The sequence below is a fragment of the Bradyrhizobium sp. NBAIM03 genome (assembly GCF_020194055.1).
Classification (GTDB): Bacteria; Pseudomonadota; Alphaproteobacteria; order Rhizobiales; family Xanthobacteraceae; genus Bradyrhizobium; species Bradyrhizobium yuanmingense.
The window spans coordinates 29,342-46,741 of record NZ_JADYVS010000014.1 but is presented as its reverse complement, the minus strand read 5'-3'; the positions used below and the strand labels follow the sequence as shown (position 1 = coordinate 46,741).

14 protein-coding genes and 1 tRNA gene are annotated in these 17,400 nt (G+C 56.5%); 6 read left to right on the top strand and 9 right to left on the bottom strand.

All coding sequences use genetic code 11. The annotated features are described in order from the left end of the window. Window positions 1-20: 20 nt before the first annotated feature. Window positions 21-518, bottom strand: coding sequence for a DinB family protein (locus tag I6F21_RS21340; protein WP_225142210.1), 498 nt, complete (start codon window positions 516-518; stop codon window positions 21-23). Window positions 519-1,409: 891 nt separating this feature from the next. On the opposite strand from I6F21_RS21340, the gene I6F21_RS21335 reads away from it, so the two are divergent. Next, window positions 1,410-1,976: a hypothetical protein gene (locus I6F21_RS21335; RefSeq protein WP_225183406.1), complete on the top strand. Its 567-nt coding sequence runs from the start codon at window positions 1,410-1,412 to the stop codon at window positions 1,974-1,976. Between the two features lie 2 nt (window positions 1,977-1,978). After that, complete coding sequence (locus tag I6F21_RS21330; protein WP_225183405.1) at window positions 1,979-3,793, top strand: hypothetical protein; 1,815 nt, start codon at window positions 1,979-1,981, stop codon at window positions 3,791-3,793. A 264-nt stretch (window positions 3,794-4,057) separates the two neighbouring features. On the opposite strand, the gene vsr is transcribed toward I6F21_RS21330, so the two are convergent. The 4 genes from vsr to I6F21_RS21310 are packed head-to-tail and all read right to left on the bottom strand — an operon-like array spanning window position 4,058 to window position 7,976. Next, a complete protein-coding gene (vsr, locus tag I6F21_RS21325; protein WP_225183404.1) occupies window positions 4,058-4,591 on the bottom strand; it encodes a DNA mismatch endonuclease Vsr in 534 nt (177 codons plus the stop codon). 3 nt (window positions 4,592-4,594) lie between these two features. Next, on the bottom strand, window positions 4,595-5,680 hold the full coding sequence (locus tag I6F21_RS21320) for a DNA cytosine methyltransferase (RefSeq protein WP_225183403.1): 1,086 nt from the start codon (window positions 5,678-5,680) through the stop codon (window positions 4,595-4,597). Between the two features lie 5 nt (window positions 5,681-5,685). Further along, window positions 5,686-6,621, bottom strand: a complete 936-nt coding sequence (locus tag I6F21_RS21315; RefSeq protein ID WP_225183402.1) for an O-methyltransferase — start codon at window positions 6,619-6,621, stop codon at window positions 5,686-5,688. Then, window positions 6,621-7,976, bottom strand: coding sequence for an ATP-binding protein (locus I6F21_RS21310; protein ID WP_225183401.1), 1,356 nt, complete (start codon window positions 7,974-7,976; stop codon window positions 6,621-6,623). The genes I6F21_RS21315 and I6F21_RS21310 overlap by 1 nt, the downstream gene beginning before the upstream one ends. A gap of 212 nt (window positions 7,977-8,188) precedes the next feature. Between I6F21_RS21310 and I6F21_RS21305 the strand changes: the two genes are divergently transcribed. From I6F21_RS21305 to I6F21_RS21285, 4 genes are all read left to right on the top strand, one after another. Beyond that, window positions 8,189-8,917 carry a recombinase family protein gene (locus I6F21_RS21305; protein WP_225183400.1) on the top strand — a complete coding sequence of 243 codons (729 nt, stop codon included), beginning with the start codon at window positions 8,189-8,191 and terminating at the stop codon, window positions 8,915-8,917. A gap of 918 nt (window positions 8,918-9,835) precedes the next feature. Then, window positions 9,836-10,396 (top strand): hypothetical protein, encoded by a 561-nt coding sequence (locus I6F21_RS21295; protein WP_225183415.1) that lies wholly within the window; start codon window positions 9,836-9,838, stop codon window positions 10,394-10,396. 154 nt (window positions 10,397-10,550) lie between these two features. After that, on the top strand, window positions 10,551-10,973 hold the full coding sequence (locus I6F21_RS21290) for a hypothetical protein (RefSeq protein ID WP_225183399.1): 423 nt from the start codon (window positions 10,551-10,553) through the stop codon (window positions 10,971-10,973). Window positions 10,974-11,533: 560 nt separating this feature from the next. After that, the gene (locus tag I6F21_RS21285; protein WP_225183398.1) at window positions 11,534-13,465 is read left to right on the top strand and encodes a DEAD/DEAH box helicase; all 1,932 of its coding nucleotides are present in this window, start codon (window positions 11,534-11,536) and stop codon (window positions 13,463-13,465) included. 37 nt (window positions 13,466-13,502) lie between these two features. Here the strand turns inward: I6F21_RS21285 and I6F21_RS21280 are convergent, their stop codons facing one another. The 4 genes from I6F21_RS21280 to I6F21_RS21265 form a co-directional block, all read right to left on the bottom strand. After that, entirely contained in the window at window positions 13,503-14,132 is a 630-nt protein-coding gene (locus I6F21_RS21280; protein ID WP_225183397.1) for a hypothetical protein, read from the bottom strand. Between the two features lie 195 nt (window positions 14,133-14,327). Then, window positions 14,328-15,953: a tyrosine-type recombinase/integrase gene (locus tag I6F21_RS21275; RefSeq protein WP_225183396.1), complete on the bottom strand. Its 1,626-nt coding sequence runs from the start codon at window positions 15,951-15,953 to the stop codon at window positions 14,328-14,330. 85 nt (window positions 15,954-16,038) lie between these two features. After that, window positions 16,039-16,115: transfer RNA gene (locus tag I6F21_RS21270), tRNA-His, on the bottom strand. A gap of 457 nt (window positions 16,116-16,572) precedes the next feature. Beyond that, window positions 16,573-17,007 (bottom strand): phasin, encoded by a 435-nt coding sequence (locus tag I6F21_RS21265; protein WP_109145285.1) that lies wholly within the window; start codon window positions 17,005-17,007, stop codon window positions 16,573-16,575. Window positions 17,008-17,400 lie beyond the last annotated feature (393 nt).

Sequence of the window (17,400 nt, the reverse complement as noted above, 5' to 3'; positions counted from 1 at the left end):
TGAATCGAAGCGTCCTCGCGTTACGCCAGAAGATGAATGTCAGTCGGCTCCGGGGCTGCACCCGCGGCCGTCAACATCGCGTGGACCTGACCTCGATGGTGGGTCTGGTGATTGAAGAGTTGAATAGCAACGAGCGTCTTTGGCTTCTCGATTCGAGTTGAACCGTCCCCAGGGTACCAGAAAAGCATCCCGTTCAGGTCCGCGTCGCGCAATCGCGCTGACCACGCTTCGATTTCCTCGTTCCGTTGCAAGCGGAGCGCCTTGAAGGCCTCCCAATCCGAGGGATTTGCGAGGGAGTGCTTGATGGTTTCCTCCGGACGCGCGTTACCTTTCAGCCGCTCCAGTATCAAGGCATCAGCCCAATAGAGATGGTTCAACGTAGCTGCAATCGACTGGAAGAACGCCCCCCGATCCTTCCAGCGATCCTCGTGGGTCAGCCGGTCGGCGGCAGCTACCAAAGAGGCGTTCTGCCAAGTGTTGTAGCGGGCCATAAGCCGGCAGTAGTCGGCTGAGATCATTTTCTCAGGCTCCAAAGGTTGTCTGATGTTGGCTGATCTCGGGACGTTGTCCCAGACGTGAGGCAGCTACAGTTACGTGACAGTGCAGAAAATTTGTGCTTCGCCAGTGGTGTAATGAACGCCCTACGAAATCGGGGTTTGGTGCACTGTCACCGTAATGCCGGGGGAGGTAGCGCCGCGCCGACAGAAACTCAGCTGCCGGGTTTACGGTGCTCGGCATAACCAATCGACGGCGAGCATTTTGACTTTAGCCTAGGCAGCCCAGTCCATGATCGCGTCGATGAAGGTCTGAGCCTGGCGGATCGCGTCGAGCCTCGTCGCACAGACACCGACCGACACTGTTCGGCCCTTTCCGACAGTCCACTTCCAACTAGCCGGGTAGCTCATCTGAACGACCGAGAAGCTTACGCCCCGATGTTCCACGGAGAACCTCCGCTAACATGTTGCTGTGTCTGAAAAGGCTACTTTAATGGCGAATGTCCAGCCGAACGCAGGCCCACAATTCGATCGCGCGGCTTGGATATGAGCGTTCAGGGGAGCGAATGGAGACTCTTGCGGGAGATTCCACGTTCGCGAGCCATGGGGAGCACGCCTTCTCACCGCTCGACCCGCTTGATCGCCTTGATTTTGTAAGCCGTCGGATTCCCTCGTCCTGCCACAGGTCATCCTCGAAATGCCTGTCTCTGTAATTATCGTGTCTCACTTCAGGGGTGCAGTCCAATGCACAGATTTGGCCTTTGCCAGTGTTCTGATCGCACACGCATAGACCAAATGCTGAAATCAGAGTTTGAGTATTGTCTATCTATTGCAAATCGAACCATTTTTGCTAATTTCAACTGTCACGGGTAAATTTTGCCATCTCAATTTTCAATCTATTCGTCCGAGGCTGCGATGAGCGATATTGTTTATGATTCTAAAAGCGAGGCTTTGAGCATCGCGGCGGCGACCCTCTCGAAAGCGAGTGACTTGCCCGATGAAATCATTGCAGCGTTGAGTAAAAAAGCAAACTTAGTTGAAGAGAGTTCATCAGGCGCAGTTTTGCCGCGCCAGCTTCAACCGGCACTAGTCGGGCGATTTGTTATCCGTAACGATGTATTACTTAGCTTGGAAACGTTCCTCTCGTTATTGAAGACCGTAACAAAGCTCGTCGCGGGTTTCGCAGGAGTTGGCACTCCGGCTGGCATAGCTGCGATCACCGATGGGATACACGGTCTCTATAAAGCCTACACCGAAATCGTTGCCAAGGGCTACAAGTTGACCGACGATCAGTTCGCTGTCATCGCGGCACTTCGTCAACTCGGGGATGCCACAAGCTCAGAGATAGACAAGTATCTGCAAAAGCCTCTCGGCGCGGGATCGACTGAAGAGATTCTTGATAGCTTTTCGATTTTGCGTGAGCCGGCTCGCGGATTCGCGGTGAAGAACGAACTGGGACGGTGGCAACTCAAAGGACTGTGACGATGACCGATGCAGAGAATCCTGGGTCCGAAGAGTATCCAGGAGTTTCCGAGCAAAGAAAATTCTCTAATGCTGCCATCTATCGGTTGGGCCCGCGAACATTGGTTTCACTTGAACGGGGCCAGATATCGAACTTTACCGATCCAGTCACAAACCAGATCTCATTCGGCCGTATCGAACTCCGCGAGTTTCTTAAATTAAAGTCACCCGGCGATCTTCCGCTTTCCGTCCAAGGACTACGCTTTTTTCTGCATGAAGTTACGCATCACGGTTCGTTTGCCAGTCACGTCGGCAATGCTCGGGCAGCCTTGGCTACGTCGGTTTGCGCGAGAGCGTCTATCGGTATTCCCCCTAGCGACGGCTCAGAACTTTGGCTAGGCCAGCGAGATGATATCGTTCTTCGATTCTTCGAGATGACGATCGAGCCACTTGTCGAGGGTCTAGCCCTGTTTGCGGAGCATGATGCGCAGTGGGCGAGCGGGCCGATCGCCTCACACACCATGCTTCACCTTTGGTCGCTGTTTCTCTTTCAAAAGTCGAGTGAAGGCCTACTCGCCAGCCTCCAAAGCTGCGACAACGACGGCTCTCTGATCGAGAGGGCCAAAAAGGCTCATGATGTCCGAATTAACGAGTACCTGAAGGGCTCTCGGACGCAAGAATATTGGGTCGAACAGAAAGTGCGGTTATTGCGACAGCCCTTGCTTGGCAACTCGGGCCCCCCGTACTTACTCGGCTATCTCGCGGCAAAGAGAGCATATCTCGTCTTGAGAAAGGCAAATCCGGGATTCTCTGCCACCGATATTTTCTTGCTTGTGATGAATGGCTACTGGTTCTCCGATATCGAGATAGCTGACCTATTATTGCGCATCGACGATCGCAATATAATCGACGTTCAGAACACGATCGGCGCATACATGGAGCGATTTCAGGACATGTGGGACGATCTTTACAGGCGCCCCGCAAAGAATGCGCGACATGTGATCGAAGGTCTCGGCAATCAGAAACGGCGAACGGGGTCGGTAGCCCAGTTCGAGCTTATGGCAGGACTTCGTACCGCCGCTGATAGCTTGAATTTTTTCGTGCCAAAGTTCCTTAAGCACCGATTGATTTTGCGTCTTGGGATGATCCGCGTGAACATAGTAGCGAATGAGGGAACTCGCCTAGCTTCCGTCACCGATTCGAAAACAGGCGGCGAGCTGCTGACGTGTCCTCTTACGGAACTCTCTGACACCGGAGAGTTTCCGGGCTCCGTCGAACTTGTACGAACCTACGACGGCAGCAAAACCGCCATAGTTGTTCTCGGCATGACCGGATTAGTTGCGGTCAAACCAATCTTCGGCGACCAATGGAACGACCCAGATCTGGTGTCGCTGTTCGACGACCTGCCATCACTCGAACTAATAGAAGCGTCGGCCCAAGCTTATACTGAAAGTCCATTTGCAAGCGGATGGGATGCCGGCGATCTTCACGTAGTGAATGATCTCATTATGGGGCAGGCAAGAGATCTGACGGTTTCAACCTACCTTCAGATTGCTTTACCCGGTCAACAACTGAAGCAACGGACGAATGTAGCTAAGAGGCTGGAGGTCTCTGGTTTCGCTGGCTTGTTTCCGGACTCAGCTGAGTTGGACGATCTCGCGATGCTGAGCTTACATTTTGGGGGATCCGGAGAATCGTTCGACGTCATCGCTAGTAAAATACAATGTACGGTGCAATCGCTCGCCCGGCGTTTAACGAAGTTCAACGAACGCTCGCAGCAGCTGCTGGGCATTGATGTGTTTGAAATTGAGGAAGGTAGGGCGACTGCTGCGATCTAGATTGCAGTGTGAATACCCACCTTAAAAAATGCGGTTCAGCTAGGCTGGCGAGAACCAAAGTCCGCTTGGATTAGCCCCCAACACGAGGGCTGCCACCGCCTAGGCCCACGCGAAACCGCGGCCCGAGCTTATGCTCAAATTCGCACAACAGACGTTCGCGCCTTGCCCAAGCGGAATACCTTGGACTTATGGCCAATGATCTTGGAGGCTGGCTCTATCACGTCAGGCGCTGGTACAGTTGGGTGGGTACCAGCAACCAGCTATTTACCTTTTGATTTCACTGACGATTTTCTTGCGCCGGGATCGGCCTTTGTAGTTGGTTTTTGTATTTTCGCAAGCGAACTTCGAACGCGAAGCAGCTACCTTAGAAGAAGCGGACGCCCCGGCCTCGGACCGGCTCAAAAAGCGACGAACTTTGCTGCGCAACACCGCGGGCTTCTTCGTCTCACATTCCCAGACAACACATACTCGCCAGCCGCGCCTACGCAGCTCTGATCGAACCCGTGTATCCCGCTCGACGTTTCGTTTAAATTTAGCGGCCCAAAACTCTGGGCGGCTATTTGGCATAGAAGCCTTCGAGCATGATTGATGCCGGTGCCAGAAACACCCATGAACAAAAATCACGGAACGAAGTCTTGGGAAGGTAAGGTCGGGCTTTCCTGGCAATGAAGAGCTGTGGAGCGTGAACCTATAGCCCAACGCGTGAGCCACTTTCCTGACCCGAAGTTCCGGGCCGGTGTTTCGACTCTTCACCCTCGACATAAGCCAAGAACGACGAGCCGGAGTGATGTGGTCCATGGGCTACTCTGCAGCGAGACCTGTAGGAACCCTTCCCATGGCGGAGGCCATCGCGTCGAAAATCGAACGAGCCATGATCGGAGAGACGCTATTTCCGATCATTCTGAAGCTATGCCACGTTGTCGGATGAAACTTGAAGGTATCTGGGAAACCCTGCAGCCGGGCAGCCTCTCGAACTGTAATGACCCGATGTTCCGTTGGATGAAGGGGACGAACCGCCTGATATGACCCCCTATCATTACCCGTCCCGGCTCTCAAGGTTGGACATTGGCCTTCCCATGACAAGCGCGGATGACGCCCCACGCGGTCAATCTCGCCTTGTTTTACCTTTGAGAAGCGCCTCCGTACCTCTTTTGTGTGCGTCGTGTGCATGTGGCCAGTGAATTCTCGTGTCGGAGCCCTGAGCCCCTCCGCGTAGCGAGCGGGTCTTCCCGGCCGATTTATGCGCCAATAGTCAAACCCACCGGAGTTTTCTACAAATGACGCGTTCTCCAAGTCGCCGATTGCCTGACGCACGGTGGCGGGCGTTCTCTTGACCAGTTCAAACTGCTCGCTCGACACCGCGTCGCATCGGTCGGGGTCGATACCGATGATGAACAAGCGGGGCCTCTTGGTGGCCGCACCGTAGTCCGCTGCATTCAACAGGATCGGACCAAGAATGCGATAGTGCCGCCGAACATAGTCCAACCCCATGTTCAGCGTCTTTTGAGCGGACTCAAGTTGAAGTCCTTGCACATTTTCAGCCACGAAGAAGGCCGGTCTGATCTCTGAGACCACGCGGAAAAAATGGACCAAGAGCTCACGACGAGGGTCATCAGCGCGTTTATGTCCAATAGCGCTGAACGCCTGACAGGGGGGGCCTCCAAAAACACCATCGATCCGTCCAACCTCGTTCAGAACGTCCCGGCCCGACAACTGGGCAATGTCATGAAGAACAAGCGGCGTTCGGGGGAAATTGGTTCGAAAGGAAGAGGTGAGGATGGGGTCAACGTCCACAGCCATAGCGACGTTGAAGCCTGCTTGGTGAGCACCAAGGGAAAACCCGCCACATCCTGAAAAGAGGTCAAGAACGTTCAGAGCTGCCTTCACTGCAATCAAACCGAAACTTGCGCGAAAAACGGGTAATAGCGATAAAACTTCTCGAACGACCGTACATGCTCCGTTTCAAGATCGAAACCAAGTGCACGGATGTCCGTCTTCCGCAGCGGACGCTTTCGCGGAAGTTGAGCCTGAAGGATTGCCGCTTCTCGGAGAGTAAGTGGAGGAAGAGCTATTGGTCGAGAGACAATTCCCGTCCAGGCCCTGCTTCCAACAATCTTCTTTGCGGCTTCCGCATTCTGCTTCGACGGAAGTATGCCGCCGAACGTGATCATTGGCGTTCCATCTTGATAGGCGATTCGGAATGCTGGGAGAAAGCCACCGGGGCGGGCAACAGCCGCAGCGGAGGAAGTTAGGAAGTCGGTCAGGATTGCGAGTAGAGTATCGGCAATCTTGTCGTCTTGGCATTGATCCGTCGACAGCTCGTCCGGCACAACACCGCCTAATAATGACTTCAGTCGAGTGGCACGCCCATTGGGACGCCCTAACTTGCAATTAGCCGTTACAACCAAGATGGAGTTTTCAGGCGCGTCCTCGACTACCCGCCTCAAATCGTCGACGATTTCTTCATCCAAACCCTTGTCGTAGTCGAGCCAGAGCAGCCACGGTCGCGCCTTGCCTTCCGGTGACGCAAGGAACTTCGGAAGTAGCTCGGAGCAGCTACCGTGGCGAACGTCGATTGTATGGAAGGGGCGATTGAACTTCGCGCGGGCGAAGCCAATCTTGTCCATCTCCATAGAGAACATCTCGCGGATGCCGAGCGTTTTATGCGCGGTCAAGAAGTCTGTGAACCAAAGCGATCCGAACCCAATGTAGCCAATTCGACTCAGCTTAAGGCCGGTCTTGAGCGACCGAGCCCCTTCAAAAACGAGGCTCCGCTGAATGCTCTTATTGGTTCTTAGGCTGTAATTAACGAGGCTGAATGTGGCCATCAGTCTTTGCCGACAAACTCAGAGTATGTGTACTCGAAAGACCGCAGCCCAATGTCTCGGTAAGTCATATTGATGTCACCGAGGGCATCGGCCAATTTTTCAGCACGACGCTTCTCGACTGGATACGAGATGTTGGCCGGCTTCACTTTCGTCTTTCCTACCAACGTAGGAAACTTGATGGCTGCATTCCGTGAGATTTCATAAATCGGAACGGGCTCCGCCGCGTCCTCCATTTGCTTTGCTTGGTCTGTCATTTGCTTTCGAGCATTCGTGTATGCGATCCATTCTTTCGAGATGTCTCGCATCGTTGGCATTACGCTCTGATAGATGGCCGACGAGCTGTCGACGCTTCGCTTGGTCGTGGTGAGCGGCAACGCTTGGGCATCCTCCGAGGTGAAAAATATCAGCCCGATAAACCCCTCGTACTGAGGATGCCATTTCGGCCAACCTGAGCTTCCCCACCCGGTGACCACAGTCTTGTCGCCAGCGACAACGATGCGCCCATTGCAGACAACATACCAGCCTGATCGCGTATCGCGGTCCTTTACATCGTCCGGTTCTGAACTTTCGGGCGGCGGAGCAGCCATACCAGCGACGATTTCCACGTCCACCCCGCTGTCGCGATCCTTAAACGAATGGCGCAGGGGCTGAAAATTCTTGGATTGTCGCAACTCGATGTCCCACCCCTTGACGTCTTCCCCGTTGATCTTGATGCGAAGGCCTCGATGAAGATGAAGGGCGTAGTCGCGAGCGACCGTTCGCCGCAGGTCTCGCAAGAATTCCGGGCTGCCAAATGAGCGAGACGTGCTCTCGTTGAGTTTGCTCACCGAGATTTCGATACCGGGCTCTTCCAATCCTGGATCAGTCTCAAGGTCGAAGTCCCATGTTTTTGAAGCCAACCATTTTGAGACGTCAATCGGCACATGGAAGGACTCCTTTTTGGACTTAGCCTTGGCCACCTCGTAGGTGCTTCGAATGATGATCTTGGTACCCAGTTTGAAAACGGCGCGCTTCATGCCGATCCCATAGACACCAATGCTGTAGGGGTCGTGCTCGACCTCATCGCTCCTACCGAAGGTGAAGGCGTACTTGGCTGCGTTATCCAGAGTGATCCCGCCGCAGTTGTCCCGAATGGTGAATTTCAGGGCGGTGGCGACAATATCGATGTGAAACTCCGTCAATTTGGTTTTGTTGGAGTAGGAGTTCGGTCTCCCCCCCTTTGATTGCCACGCAGCATCAACGCTGTTGTCAATCAGGTCCAAGATGCAGTCGGCCAAAGAGATGTCTCGGGTAATCATTCTGACGAAGAATGCCTTCGTCGGATTAGCTTCGGCCTTTGCTGGCAGTCGCACCATGCTCGCCCCTACAGGTGAATCGTTTCGTTTAGATACGTTACAACTGCGGCTTGCAACAACCCGTTAAACAGCCTTACCCGAAGTGACTATGGGCGGGCCGCCGACCACTTGCTCATGCAAAAACGAATCGCTGGGATTCTCAAACGCGCGTTGCTTTGCGACGAGATTGTATCTATTTCTCAGGAATAAGATACGACAAATGGCGGCAAAGTATGGTAAAATCAGCGAAATCTATCAAGGCATTCGCTTATCTAAGGACGTCCTCAGCGGCGAACATTGGAGAGGACAAGGATAGCGGCCGTAGGCAGCTCCAAGCCATCGAAGGGTTCGCCAAGCGCGCCGGGATCGAACTGGCGGGCGTCTACCATGATGAAGCGGTGAAAGGCTCTGATCCCATAGATACCCGCCCCGGGTTCGCTGAGATGCTTGAGGCATTAGAGGCAAACGGCACCAAGACCATTATCGTTGAGACCGCCAATCGCTTCGCGCGCGACCTGATGGTTCAAGAGGTCGGCTTCGCGATGCTGAAGGCCCGGGGCTTCGACTTGATCGCCGCTGATAGCCCAACGTCGTTCCTGGACGACACCCCAACCGCGCGGCTTATCAGACAGGTGCTCGGAGCCATCTCAGAATTTGAGAAGGCCATGCTGGTGGCGAAGCTGAAGGGCGCTCGGGACCGCAAGCGGCGCTTGGGGGTGAAGGTGGAAGGGCGAAAGTCCATCGGTGAAGAGCGTCCTGAGACAGTTGAGCTTGCTCGCACGCTGGCACGCGCAAGGCCCAAGGGGGGCAAACGGTCTCTAAGGGAAATCTCTGCAGCGCTCGCCGAAGCAGGACATTCCACAAAAACAGGTAAGCCGTACGCCCCAACAGCAATCAAGCTGATGTTAGCTCGGGCTTCGGGGCGCGCGGTCGGCAACGCAGCCAAGCAAGAAAACCAATGACAACTAAGGCTTTCTTTGCCTTGTTCACGGCCGTCGCGGTGTCATTCGAGGCACCCATGGCCGCTGCGGCATTCGGTGCGCTGGCATTCTGCTTCGGCGGGCACGGCTGGTAGTCTACGCTTGAGGCTCCCAAAATGAGCCTCTCCCAACGCGATGGATCCTAATTTGACCAACCCGGCCACCCTGACTTCAAACTGTTCGGCTTCAAGGGGCAAGCCGCCGCCAGACTTATCGCAGCAGCATGCTTGAACTGCAATCAGTCCTTCTCTGGTCACGGCTCTCCATTTCTCGAAGGGGACGCCGAAGGAGTTAGCCATTTACGTATCTTGCACTATTTGGACGACGGATGCGGACCTTTTGGAAACGTCGCCGCCCCCACTCCCATCCACTCCGTTTCTTCCTGGCCGCTTTGGCTTCGGTGTGGTCAGCATTTAAAACCACCATGAGCAGCCTCTCGACCCTATCCAGATTTTCCTGTGACACCGAAGCCTTGTCCTTCGAACGAAGAACGCCGGTCGGCATGGGTGTAGCCGCTGCGTCCAGCTTCAACCGCTCCTTCCATCGTACGTATCTTTGCCCCACATCCGCTCTGTGCTTCGCGTTGCTGGGGTGCTTCGGAAATCTAAGTCGAGGTTGAGGCCCCCGAGCTTTCACGACGAACTCAGTGACTGGCGGCCCAAACCTTCTCTTGTCCAGCGATCCCTTGTAAGTGACCAGCGTATCGGCCACGCGCTCCAACATGCGGGCGGCGGTTTTGTAAGGCACGTCGAGCGCCTCAGCCACCTCGGGCACACTCAGGTTGCGACCGTTGCTCTGACTAAGAACGTAAGCCAAGCGCATCCAGTTCACGTAAGACACTCGAGTCCGTTCGAGCGCGGTGCCAACAGTGGCCGTGAATTGTCGGCGACATTCTCGGCAATGACGCAGCCCAGCGCGATGGGATTGCTTCTCTCCCCCAATTTCGAAGCTCTGCGCCTTCGCGTGACAGTGCGGGCAGACAGGGCCGTCTGGCCACCTCAAGGCTTCTACAGCGGCCCGCGCCGCGTGTTCATCATGGAACACCGCATTGTCGGAAGGAAAAGACTTCATAGTGGAAGGTACTATGGCGCCCGTTTTGTTAAGTCCACTAATGTTTTCAGCGAATGCTGGCAAATCAATAAGATAGACAGCTTTTCGGCCATTACTCCGTCCTCTCTGACGAGAACGCGCGCTCAAAGCCCCAAAAACGGCACGAGGCGGAAATTCCTGTCCCACCACAACGCGACTACGCAAGGAACTCAAATGACACTTCCGATGAACGACACCGACTTCGAGCAAGAAGAACTGAACTGGGATGAAGCACTCGATTGGCTCTACGGGGAGCTTGAACTCTGCGAGTGCGATCCCGCCGAGAACGAATGGCAGGCTGGCTACGAAACCGCGCTTCGCGATTTCTTCTCGCACCTTATCGGGCGCGACCCGAGCGAAACCCTGCACTAAGCAACCAATGCAGAAATCAAAAAGAGTAATGACAACCACGACCAAATCTCGCCCACGAAAGAAGTCTGCACGGGGCAAGGGCGCCCCGAGGGCCACTCAAGCTACATCGGCGCGCCTCAAGGAACTCTGGGCTACTCCTGAGTTTCGCGAGAACATGAAGCGTCGGGATCAAGCGCGGATCGCGGCTGCGAAGGCCGACCCGACCAAGTTCTACAGATACGGTGTGCCCGATGGGATGCGCCGCGCCGAAGCGGAACACCTGTGGGCACGAGCAAACGAACTTGCCGATAGGTTCATCCAAGGCCTGAAGGCGAAAGGTGAACTGCCTGACCTGCCCCGCCAGGTTGCTAACAACAGCGACGGTGGGATCTTCGTGCCGCCTACTGACGAAGGAAAGGCCGAGGGTGCCCTGCGGGAAGCCTTCGTGCTCGCTGTCGGACCATCGACCCCACGAGTGAAAGCTCAAGCCGCCAACATCGTCCTCACGTACACCAAGGCCAAGCCAACCAGCAAAGAGGCGATTTTGGGGGATAGGCCTGAAGACTTTCTGAACACGCTTATCGCCTCGGGCGACTGAGCAGGCGCGAGCGGCACCAACCGCGCAGGGCGAGCACCAGAGGCACATTGGGAGACCTTGGAAGCCTCTGGTGAGCCTTGGGCGACCGACAGGTTGGTGGCCGGAAGCCTGCTGGCCTGCACGAGAGCGGAACGCCGTATACCGAGATCAACTTATCTCTACTTTTAGGTGTTCTCTTGCGGACCACATCCTATAGCTGACGACTTCTGAGCTTCTGGACGCCTTAGAGTAACACCAACAAACAACCCAAACCACGACATACCCGGTAAGGGCTCAGGGGACTCCATTGAGGCGTTCTTGATGGGTGATGGCTGATGCCGCACCAAGACGCTCAAACGAACCCTCCGGGCTCCCTATGGCCCACAAGGCAGGCTCCGAGACCGCTGCGGTTCGAGCTTTTCACCGTCAACTTTCTCACACTCCAATCTCCCCCTCAAGCTCCACCTTGTTTGTTCTCTTAGGAGAAAAAGGGGGAGGTCTTAACAATCATCAAACATGACACTTCCTGACCGTCCTTTGGCCGGATGAGGGGTCGTGTTCAATTCAAGGACAATTCTGCTTTGCAGACCTCTATCGACCAGCACGGGCTTGCTCTCGTGCCGTCGCAAATCTTCCTGAACCGTATGGTTCAACACTGGTCCGAAATCTCCGACGGCAACATGCCAGCCACACCGACCCTCAAGGAGGCTTGGTGCGTCTTCGAGGGCAGGTCCAGAGAACTGATCATCAACAATGCGAGTGACAGTCTATTCAAGCCTTCTGTGGTGCTTCCCCTACCGACCGGCTCGGGTAAGACCGAGGGCACCTGTGTTTACGCAGCTCTCCAAGCGGAGGCCAACGCAAAGGGCGAAGGGACACCAATCGGCGCTCTGATCGTCACCCGGCTTATCAAGGATGCTGAAAGCTTGGTGCAGAAGATCAACGCAATCGCTGGACATACCGTAGCGGTCACTAGTCACACCGAGGGTAAGCTCAAGGCCCACGAAATGGCGGACGCGGACATTCTGGTGATCACCCACGCCGCCTTCATGCGCGCCTGCTGGTCCTTCGGGGCGGGCTCAGAGGAGCGTTGGAACTCGTTCTACTCGTGGGCTGGAGGCAAGCGCCATCTCGTTGTGGTGGACGAGGCTTTGTTGAACTCAGTTAGCCACCATCGGATCAGCAGCAAGGACATTGAATTGGTGTTGCGAGCGATCCCGCACGAGGACAGAGACAAATTCGGAGGTGCCATCAACATACTGACAAAACTGCAGGGCTACCTCGACAAGAGGGAACAAGAGCACGCTCGCGGCGATGCGCAGACGGTGCCTCTGTGGGCTCAGGGCTCCCCCGAGCACGCCTCGGAGATTGAAGCTCTCCACGAGGCCTTGGGCTCCGTCGAGTTCGATCCTGACCTCTTCGCTGAGGATGCTGCACACAACGTGTCAACCGTGCTTGAGGCGGTGCAGGTCATGCTGGAAGAGTTCGCCTACTATCACCGCAGCGGTGCTCAACACACTCTCAATTCTGCTCGTTACATCATTCCCAAAGGCCTGCCGGGAGTTCTGGTGCTGGATGCCACAGCTCGCTCCAACGTAACGTACGAGCTACTGGGCGGAGGTGTCATGATCGCCGATGTACCTCGCGGCATCCGCAACTACGAAAACGTGACACTGCACGTCGCGCGCACGGCCTCGGGCATGGGCAAAACCAAGATGGAGAAGACGAAGCATACACGCCTGCCCCGCCTTGCCGCTGAACTGCGAAAGCAACTGCCAGAGGGAAGAGAGGTGTTCCTGTGCGTCCACAAGTGCGCGAAAGACCTGGCTGGCACATACAGCACAAAAGAACTGCCGTTGCACGTCGGCTACTGGGGCGCTGTGGACGGGAAGAATGATTGGCAACATTGCAACGCGGCTGTGATCTTCGGGCTCTACTGGCAAGATCCGACGCGGCCGATCAACAACGTGTTCGCCATCGACGGGCCAAAGGATGCCTCGTGGCTCAAGGCTCCCCGCCACGGCGAACACGAGAACATCTTGGCTGTCATCTCTCAGAAGGACGTCTCGGCATCCGTGATCCAAGCCATCAACCGCATTTGCATCAGGCGTGTGACCGATGCTGAGGGGCGATGCACGGAGGCGGACGTGTACATTGTCCTACCGAAGGACTGGCGTGGAGACGCCATCCTAAGAGACATCCACACCAACATGCCCGGCCTGAAGCAGGTTGCGTGGGACTTTGAGCCTGATGGCCCCAAGGTCTATGCACCGCGCAGCAACTCCGTCGCTCAAGCCGTCATCGAGCTGATGCGGACACGCGAGCCGGGGCAAACGCCTCTGTCGTATGTTCGCACTCAGCTATCGCTGACCGGCAGACAGTTCGGAAGGCTCAAGGAAGACCTTGCGAAAGTCGCCAGCAACCTATCAGCCGCACTTCGTGAATTGGGAGTGCTCTACAAGGTTGAGGGGCGAGGTTCCGCCACCAAAGGCTACCTCGTGAAAGTTGCGTAAGAATGCCAAGCCGCACCCGAGGTTTTCCATCGGAGCCTTAGGTGCGGCCGTTTTCCTGAATTGTTGCGGAAACGGGAGTTAGCTCACCCTCCGATTTCGGGCGCCCCCAGAGAGCCCACCATCTCGGTTTGTGCTTCTCATTCATTTTGCGCTTCCATTCCGCGTCCTGCCGCCGGAAGGCATCATCATCGTCGCTGGTCCAAGTGACCCAATCCAAGTCCAACGCATTTTCGCAGAATGTCCTCAACTCATTTGGCGTGAAGTCCCCCTTGAGCCGATTTGCCTTGTGTGAAATGACCCAGACATTTCCCTCCACATAGCCAAGGCGAGGATCTTTACGATCCAGCGTGGGGGAGTCGTCGGTGTGCTGCCCTGTGCCGACTTTGAAAGGAACGCGACGGAGGGGGCAAACATCTGGAATCTCGAAATCCGTAAGACTGATGCTGAACTCAATGGAAAATTTCTTAGCTCGTTGTCTTGCGCCATAGACAAGGCGGGTCTTCACATCCCAATAATCGTAGCTGCGCTCACTAACCCAAAAGTCTGAGTCTTTTAACCTGGCGACCTTTTCCTCGACCCCCCAGCCCTTCTCTCGCCAATACTTCGCAATCTCATAGTGCCGTTTGTGCAATAGGCGCCATCCGCGAGTAGTCTTGATGTGCAACATGGCCTACGTCCCCCTCTCCCTGAGAGCGCACGCAGTATAGCATAGACATCTTGTTTTCTGTGGTTTGAGCAGTCCCAAACGCGACCTTCCCACCTCCTTAGACTTCGTCCGCCTTGTGCATGGTCGTCGGAGCGTCAGAGCGGCGCGTTGTCAATCTGCTCGCCGCAAGGGCAAACGCGCGTCGTTCAGCGGAGATCAATCCAGCTTGTAGCGCGGGAATTTCGCGAGCGCAGCAGCCATTGTGACTACAGTGGGCGCTCCATACTTCCGGCCCTCGGTGGCTTGCGTGTGTCCCGTGATCGCATCGTTCATTTTCTCGGGCATCCCAATCTCATCAGCAATCCGCTTGAACGTGTGTCGCCAAGCATGGTTCGGGCTGAGCTCAGGATCATCGACGCCAAGTCCACGCACCCACGTTCCCAAGTGTGCGCGCGCGGTGTCAGCACGGTCCCGCGAAGGTTTGAGAGGATCAGTGCTCACCCGCTGAGGAGAACTGTCATTGTAGAACAGCGCCCCCTTCCCGATCCGCTTCACCATCTCCATGAAACCTTGAGCGATGATATGCTCGTGAAGCGGCACAACACGCGCCTTACTCGTTTTTATAGTTCCAGCTTCTGGCGTCAGCTTCATCACGAGAAGGCCGTTGCGGTCTTCGATGTCGCTGCCGCGCAACTGAGTGATCTCGCCCGGTCTCGCGCCGGAGTAGGCGCATAACCACGGCACCCATCGGCGCGTTCTCTCCGTGGGGGTGGTGGGCTTTTCGTATGAAAGGCTCGCTTTCAAAATGATGCTCGCTTCGGCAGCAGTAAAACTGCGTCCATCTTCTCTGGTCTGCACCCTGCGAGGAACGTCTACCTTCACCTCCTTGAAGGGATTTTGCCGAATGCGTTTGTGCTCACGCGCCCAACCAAATACGCGACGTGAGGCAGACAGCCAAATCTCGCGCACGGTGATCGCAGCTCGCTCTTCATTGATCAGTCCGTGCACCCATCTGCGGGCAGCATCCTCGGTGATGCCATCGGCTCCCACTTCGGCAAACTCGCGTTGCATTTCGAGGAACACCGAGCGCCATCGGCTCACCGTCTTAGGAGCCGGTTTGACCGCAAGCACGAACGCCTCAAACAATTCCCAACAGCTCACGCCGGAAGGCCGCGCGGGACCATCTTTGAACTCTGGGAAAGTGCTGGGGTTTTCATCGCGTGAGTAGTCGCCATTCGCGCGCTTCTCCAGCACCGCGAACGCGGGCAAGAGGTTGTCGCTGACAGCATCCACAAAGAGCGCATACGCTGTAGCGTTCAGGGCGATGCCTTCGCTGGCCAGAAAGGTCGCGACCCGCGCCTGCTCGGCGACCCGGGGTCGCACCGCTTCGCGTACTTCAGGCTCCTTGGCCCAATCCCAATGAGGATCAGACCTTGGGTCCTCCTCGTAACTGTCGGGTGCCTCGGGAGCGATTACTTCCCATACGAACAGGTCGCTCAACTCCCGCCAGACCTTCGCAGGGCCGGGATCATTCTCGTACTGGGCGACAAACCAATTGTACCATCGACCAGCGAGCGCGATTGCGTTGAGCTTGGTGAGTGGCTGGCCCTTGCCATTGCGCTGGGCTCGCAGCGTGGCAATGCGCGTCTCTACCTCCGCTTCCCACTCGGCCTTGCGCGTCTTTGCCTCGTGCCAAGGAGTGTCCGCAGGCAGCTTGAGGTGAGCCTCACGTTTGACGCCGTAGAGGCGCTGGTACTCGACACGAACATCCTCGGGGATGCCTTTGCGGGCAAACCATCGCCCATCCGAAGCACGAGTTAACGCAGCCATCCGCAATGCCATTTGTGACGCCTTTTGTATTTTAGGCGGCGCAAATACGTGAGGTCCATCAGTAAGATGCCGGGATTGCAGGACAATTCAACTGTGTTGGTACAGTTGGGTGGGCTCGAACCACCGACCTCCTGTTCCACAGACAGGCGCTCTAACCAACTGAGCTACAACTGCATCCTTGCGAGCCGCGCCTTGGGCTGCCTGAAAAGGCTTGATGCCTGAGGGGGCTGGACGGGGCGGAAACTAGGTGCAACGGCCCGGTTTGGCAAGGCCGCAATGGGGTGAAAAACCGGGTGAAATCATCGTCGGTGCGGGGAAATCGGGCGGGGTGGCGGGCTCGGAGAGTTGCGCTCCCCTGTGCCGCTAGCGCGGCCGCATATGACGCGGTTATGGCGCTTCGTCTCCACATCGTCATGGCCAGGCTTGTCCCGGCCATCCACGGCTTCTGCCCGGGGCACCTAGAACGTGGATGCCCGGGCCTTCGCCGCGCCGAAGCGCTTCGGCCGCGCAGGCGGGACAAGCCCGGGGATGACGACCATTCTTGGATTTCCACATGGGGAAGCGGGAGAGGCGAAGAAAAAACCCGGGCCTTTCGGGCCCGGGTTTCGCATCTCACACCGAACCGCTCCGCTCAGGCGGCGGACGGATAGTACTTCGAGGCGCTGGCTTTGATCGGCTCGGCGGTCTCGTTGGCGACGCGCTGGGTGAGCTCGACCAGCTCCTTGGCCTGGGCCTGGTAGGTCTCGAGCTGCTTGCGGGCGTGGCCGGTCCACAGCTCCATCGCTTCAGTCGGTGACTTGGCGCCGAACAGCTGCTGGGCGAAGTCGAGCTGGGCGCTCGAATTGGCCTTCATGAACTCGACCAGCTTGGCGGTGTACTCGCTCGCGCCCTTGGAAGCGCAGGTGAACACGGCCTCGACGGTGCCGTTGTGGGTCTCGGCGGCGTCCTTGAACTTGGCGTAGTTCTCGCGGGCCTGCGCCGCGCCCTTCTCGGCGAACGCACGCACCTGCTCGGGAACCTCGAACGGGATGATCGAGGCAGAAAACGGATCAGTCGCACCTGTCATGTTGGTCCCTCACGCTAATTGAAAAAATGGAGTGAGCCTTTCTGGCGCGCCCGCCGGCCCCGACCATGGGCCCTGCGCATTGAGCGGGTACGAAGACTGGAAACGCGAAACAAAGGTGATGGCTCGCCCAGCGCCAGAATTATGGCTGCCTATCATGTCAACATTGTGCATCGCAACGCGGCAGAGGGGTGCGATGCGAAATTTAATCTCGGGGAGGATGAGGTTCCCAGGCGGGGGAACCGGGGGTGAGGTAGTGGGATGCGCCCGGCAACCCACGCGCTCTTACCCTCCCCTCGAGGGGTCCGGGACGAGCGTAGCTCGCCCGTAGGTCGATCGCGCGCAGCGCGAGCCGGGTGGGGTGATCTCTCCGCTCGGGGACCGCCTGTGGGGAGA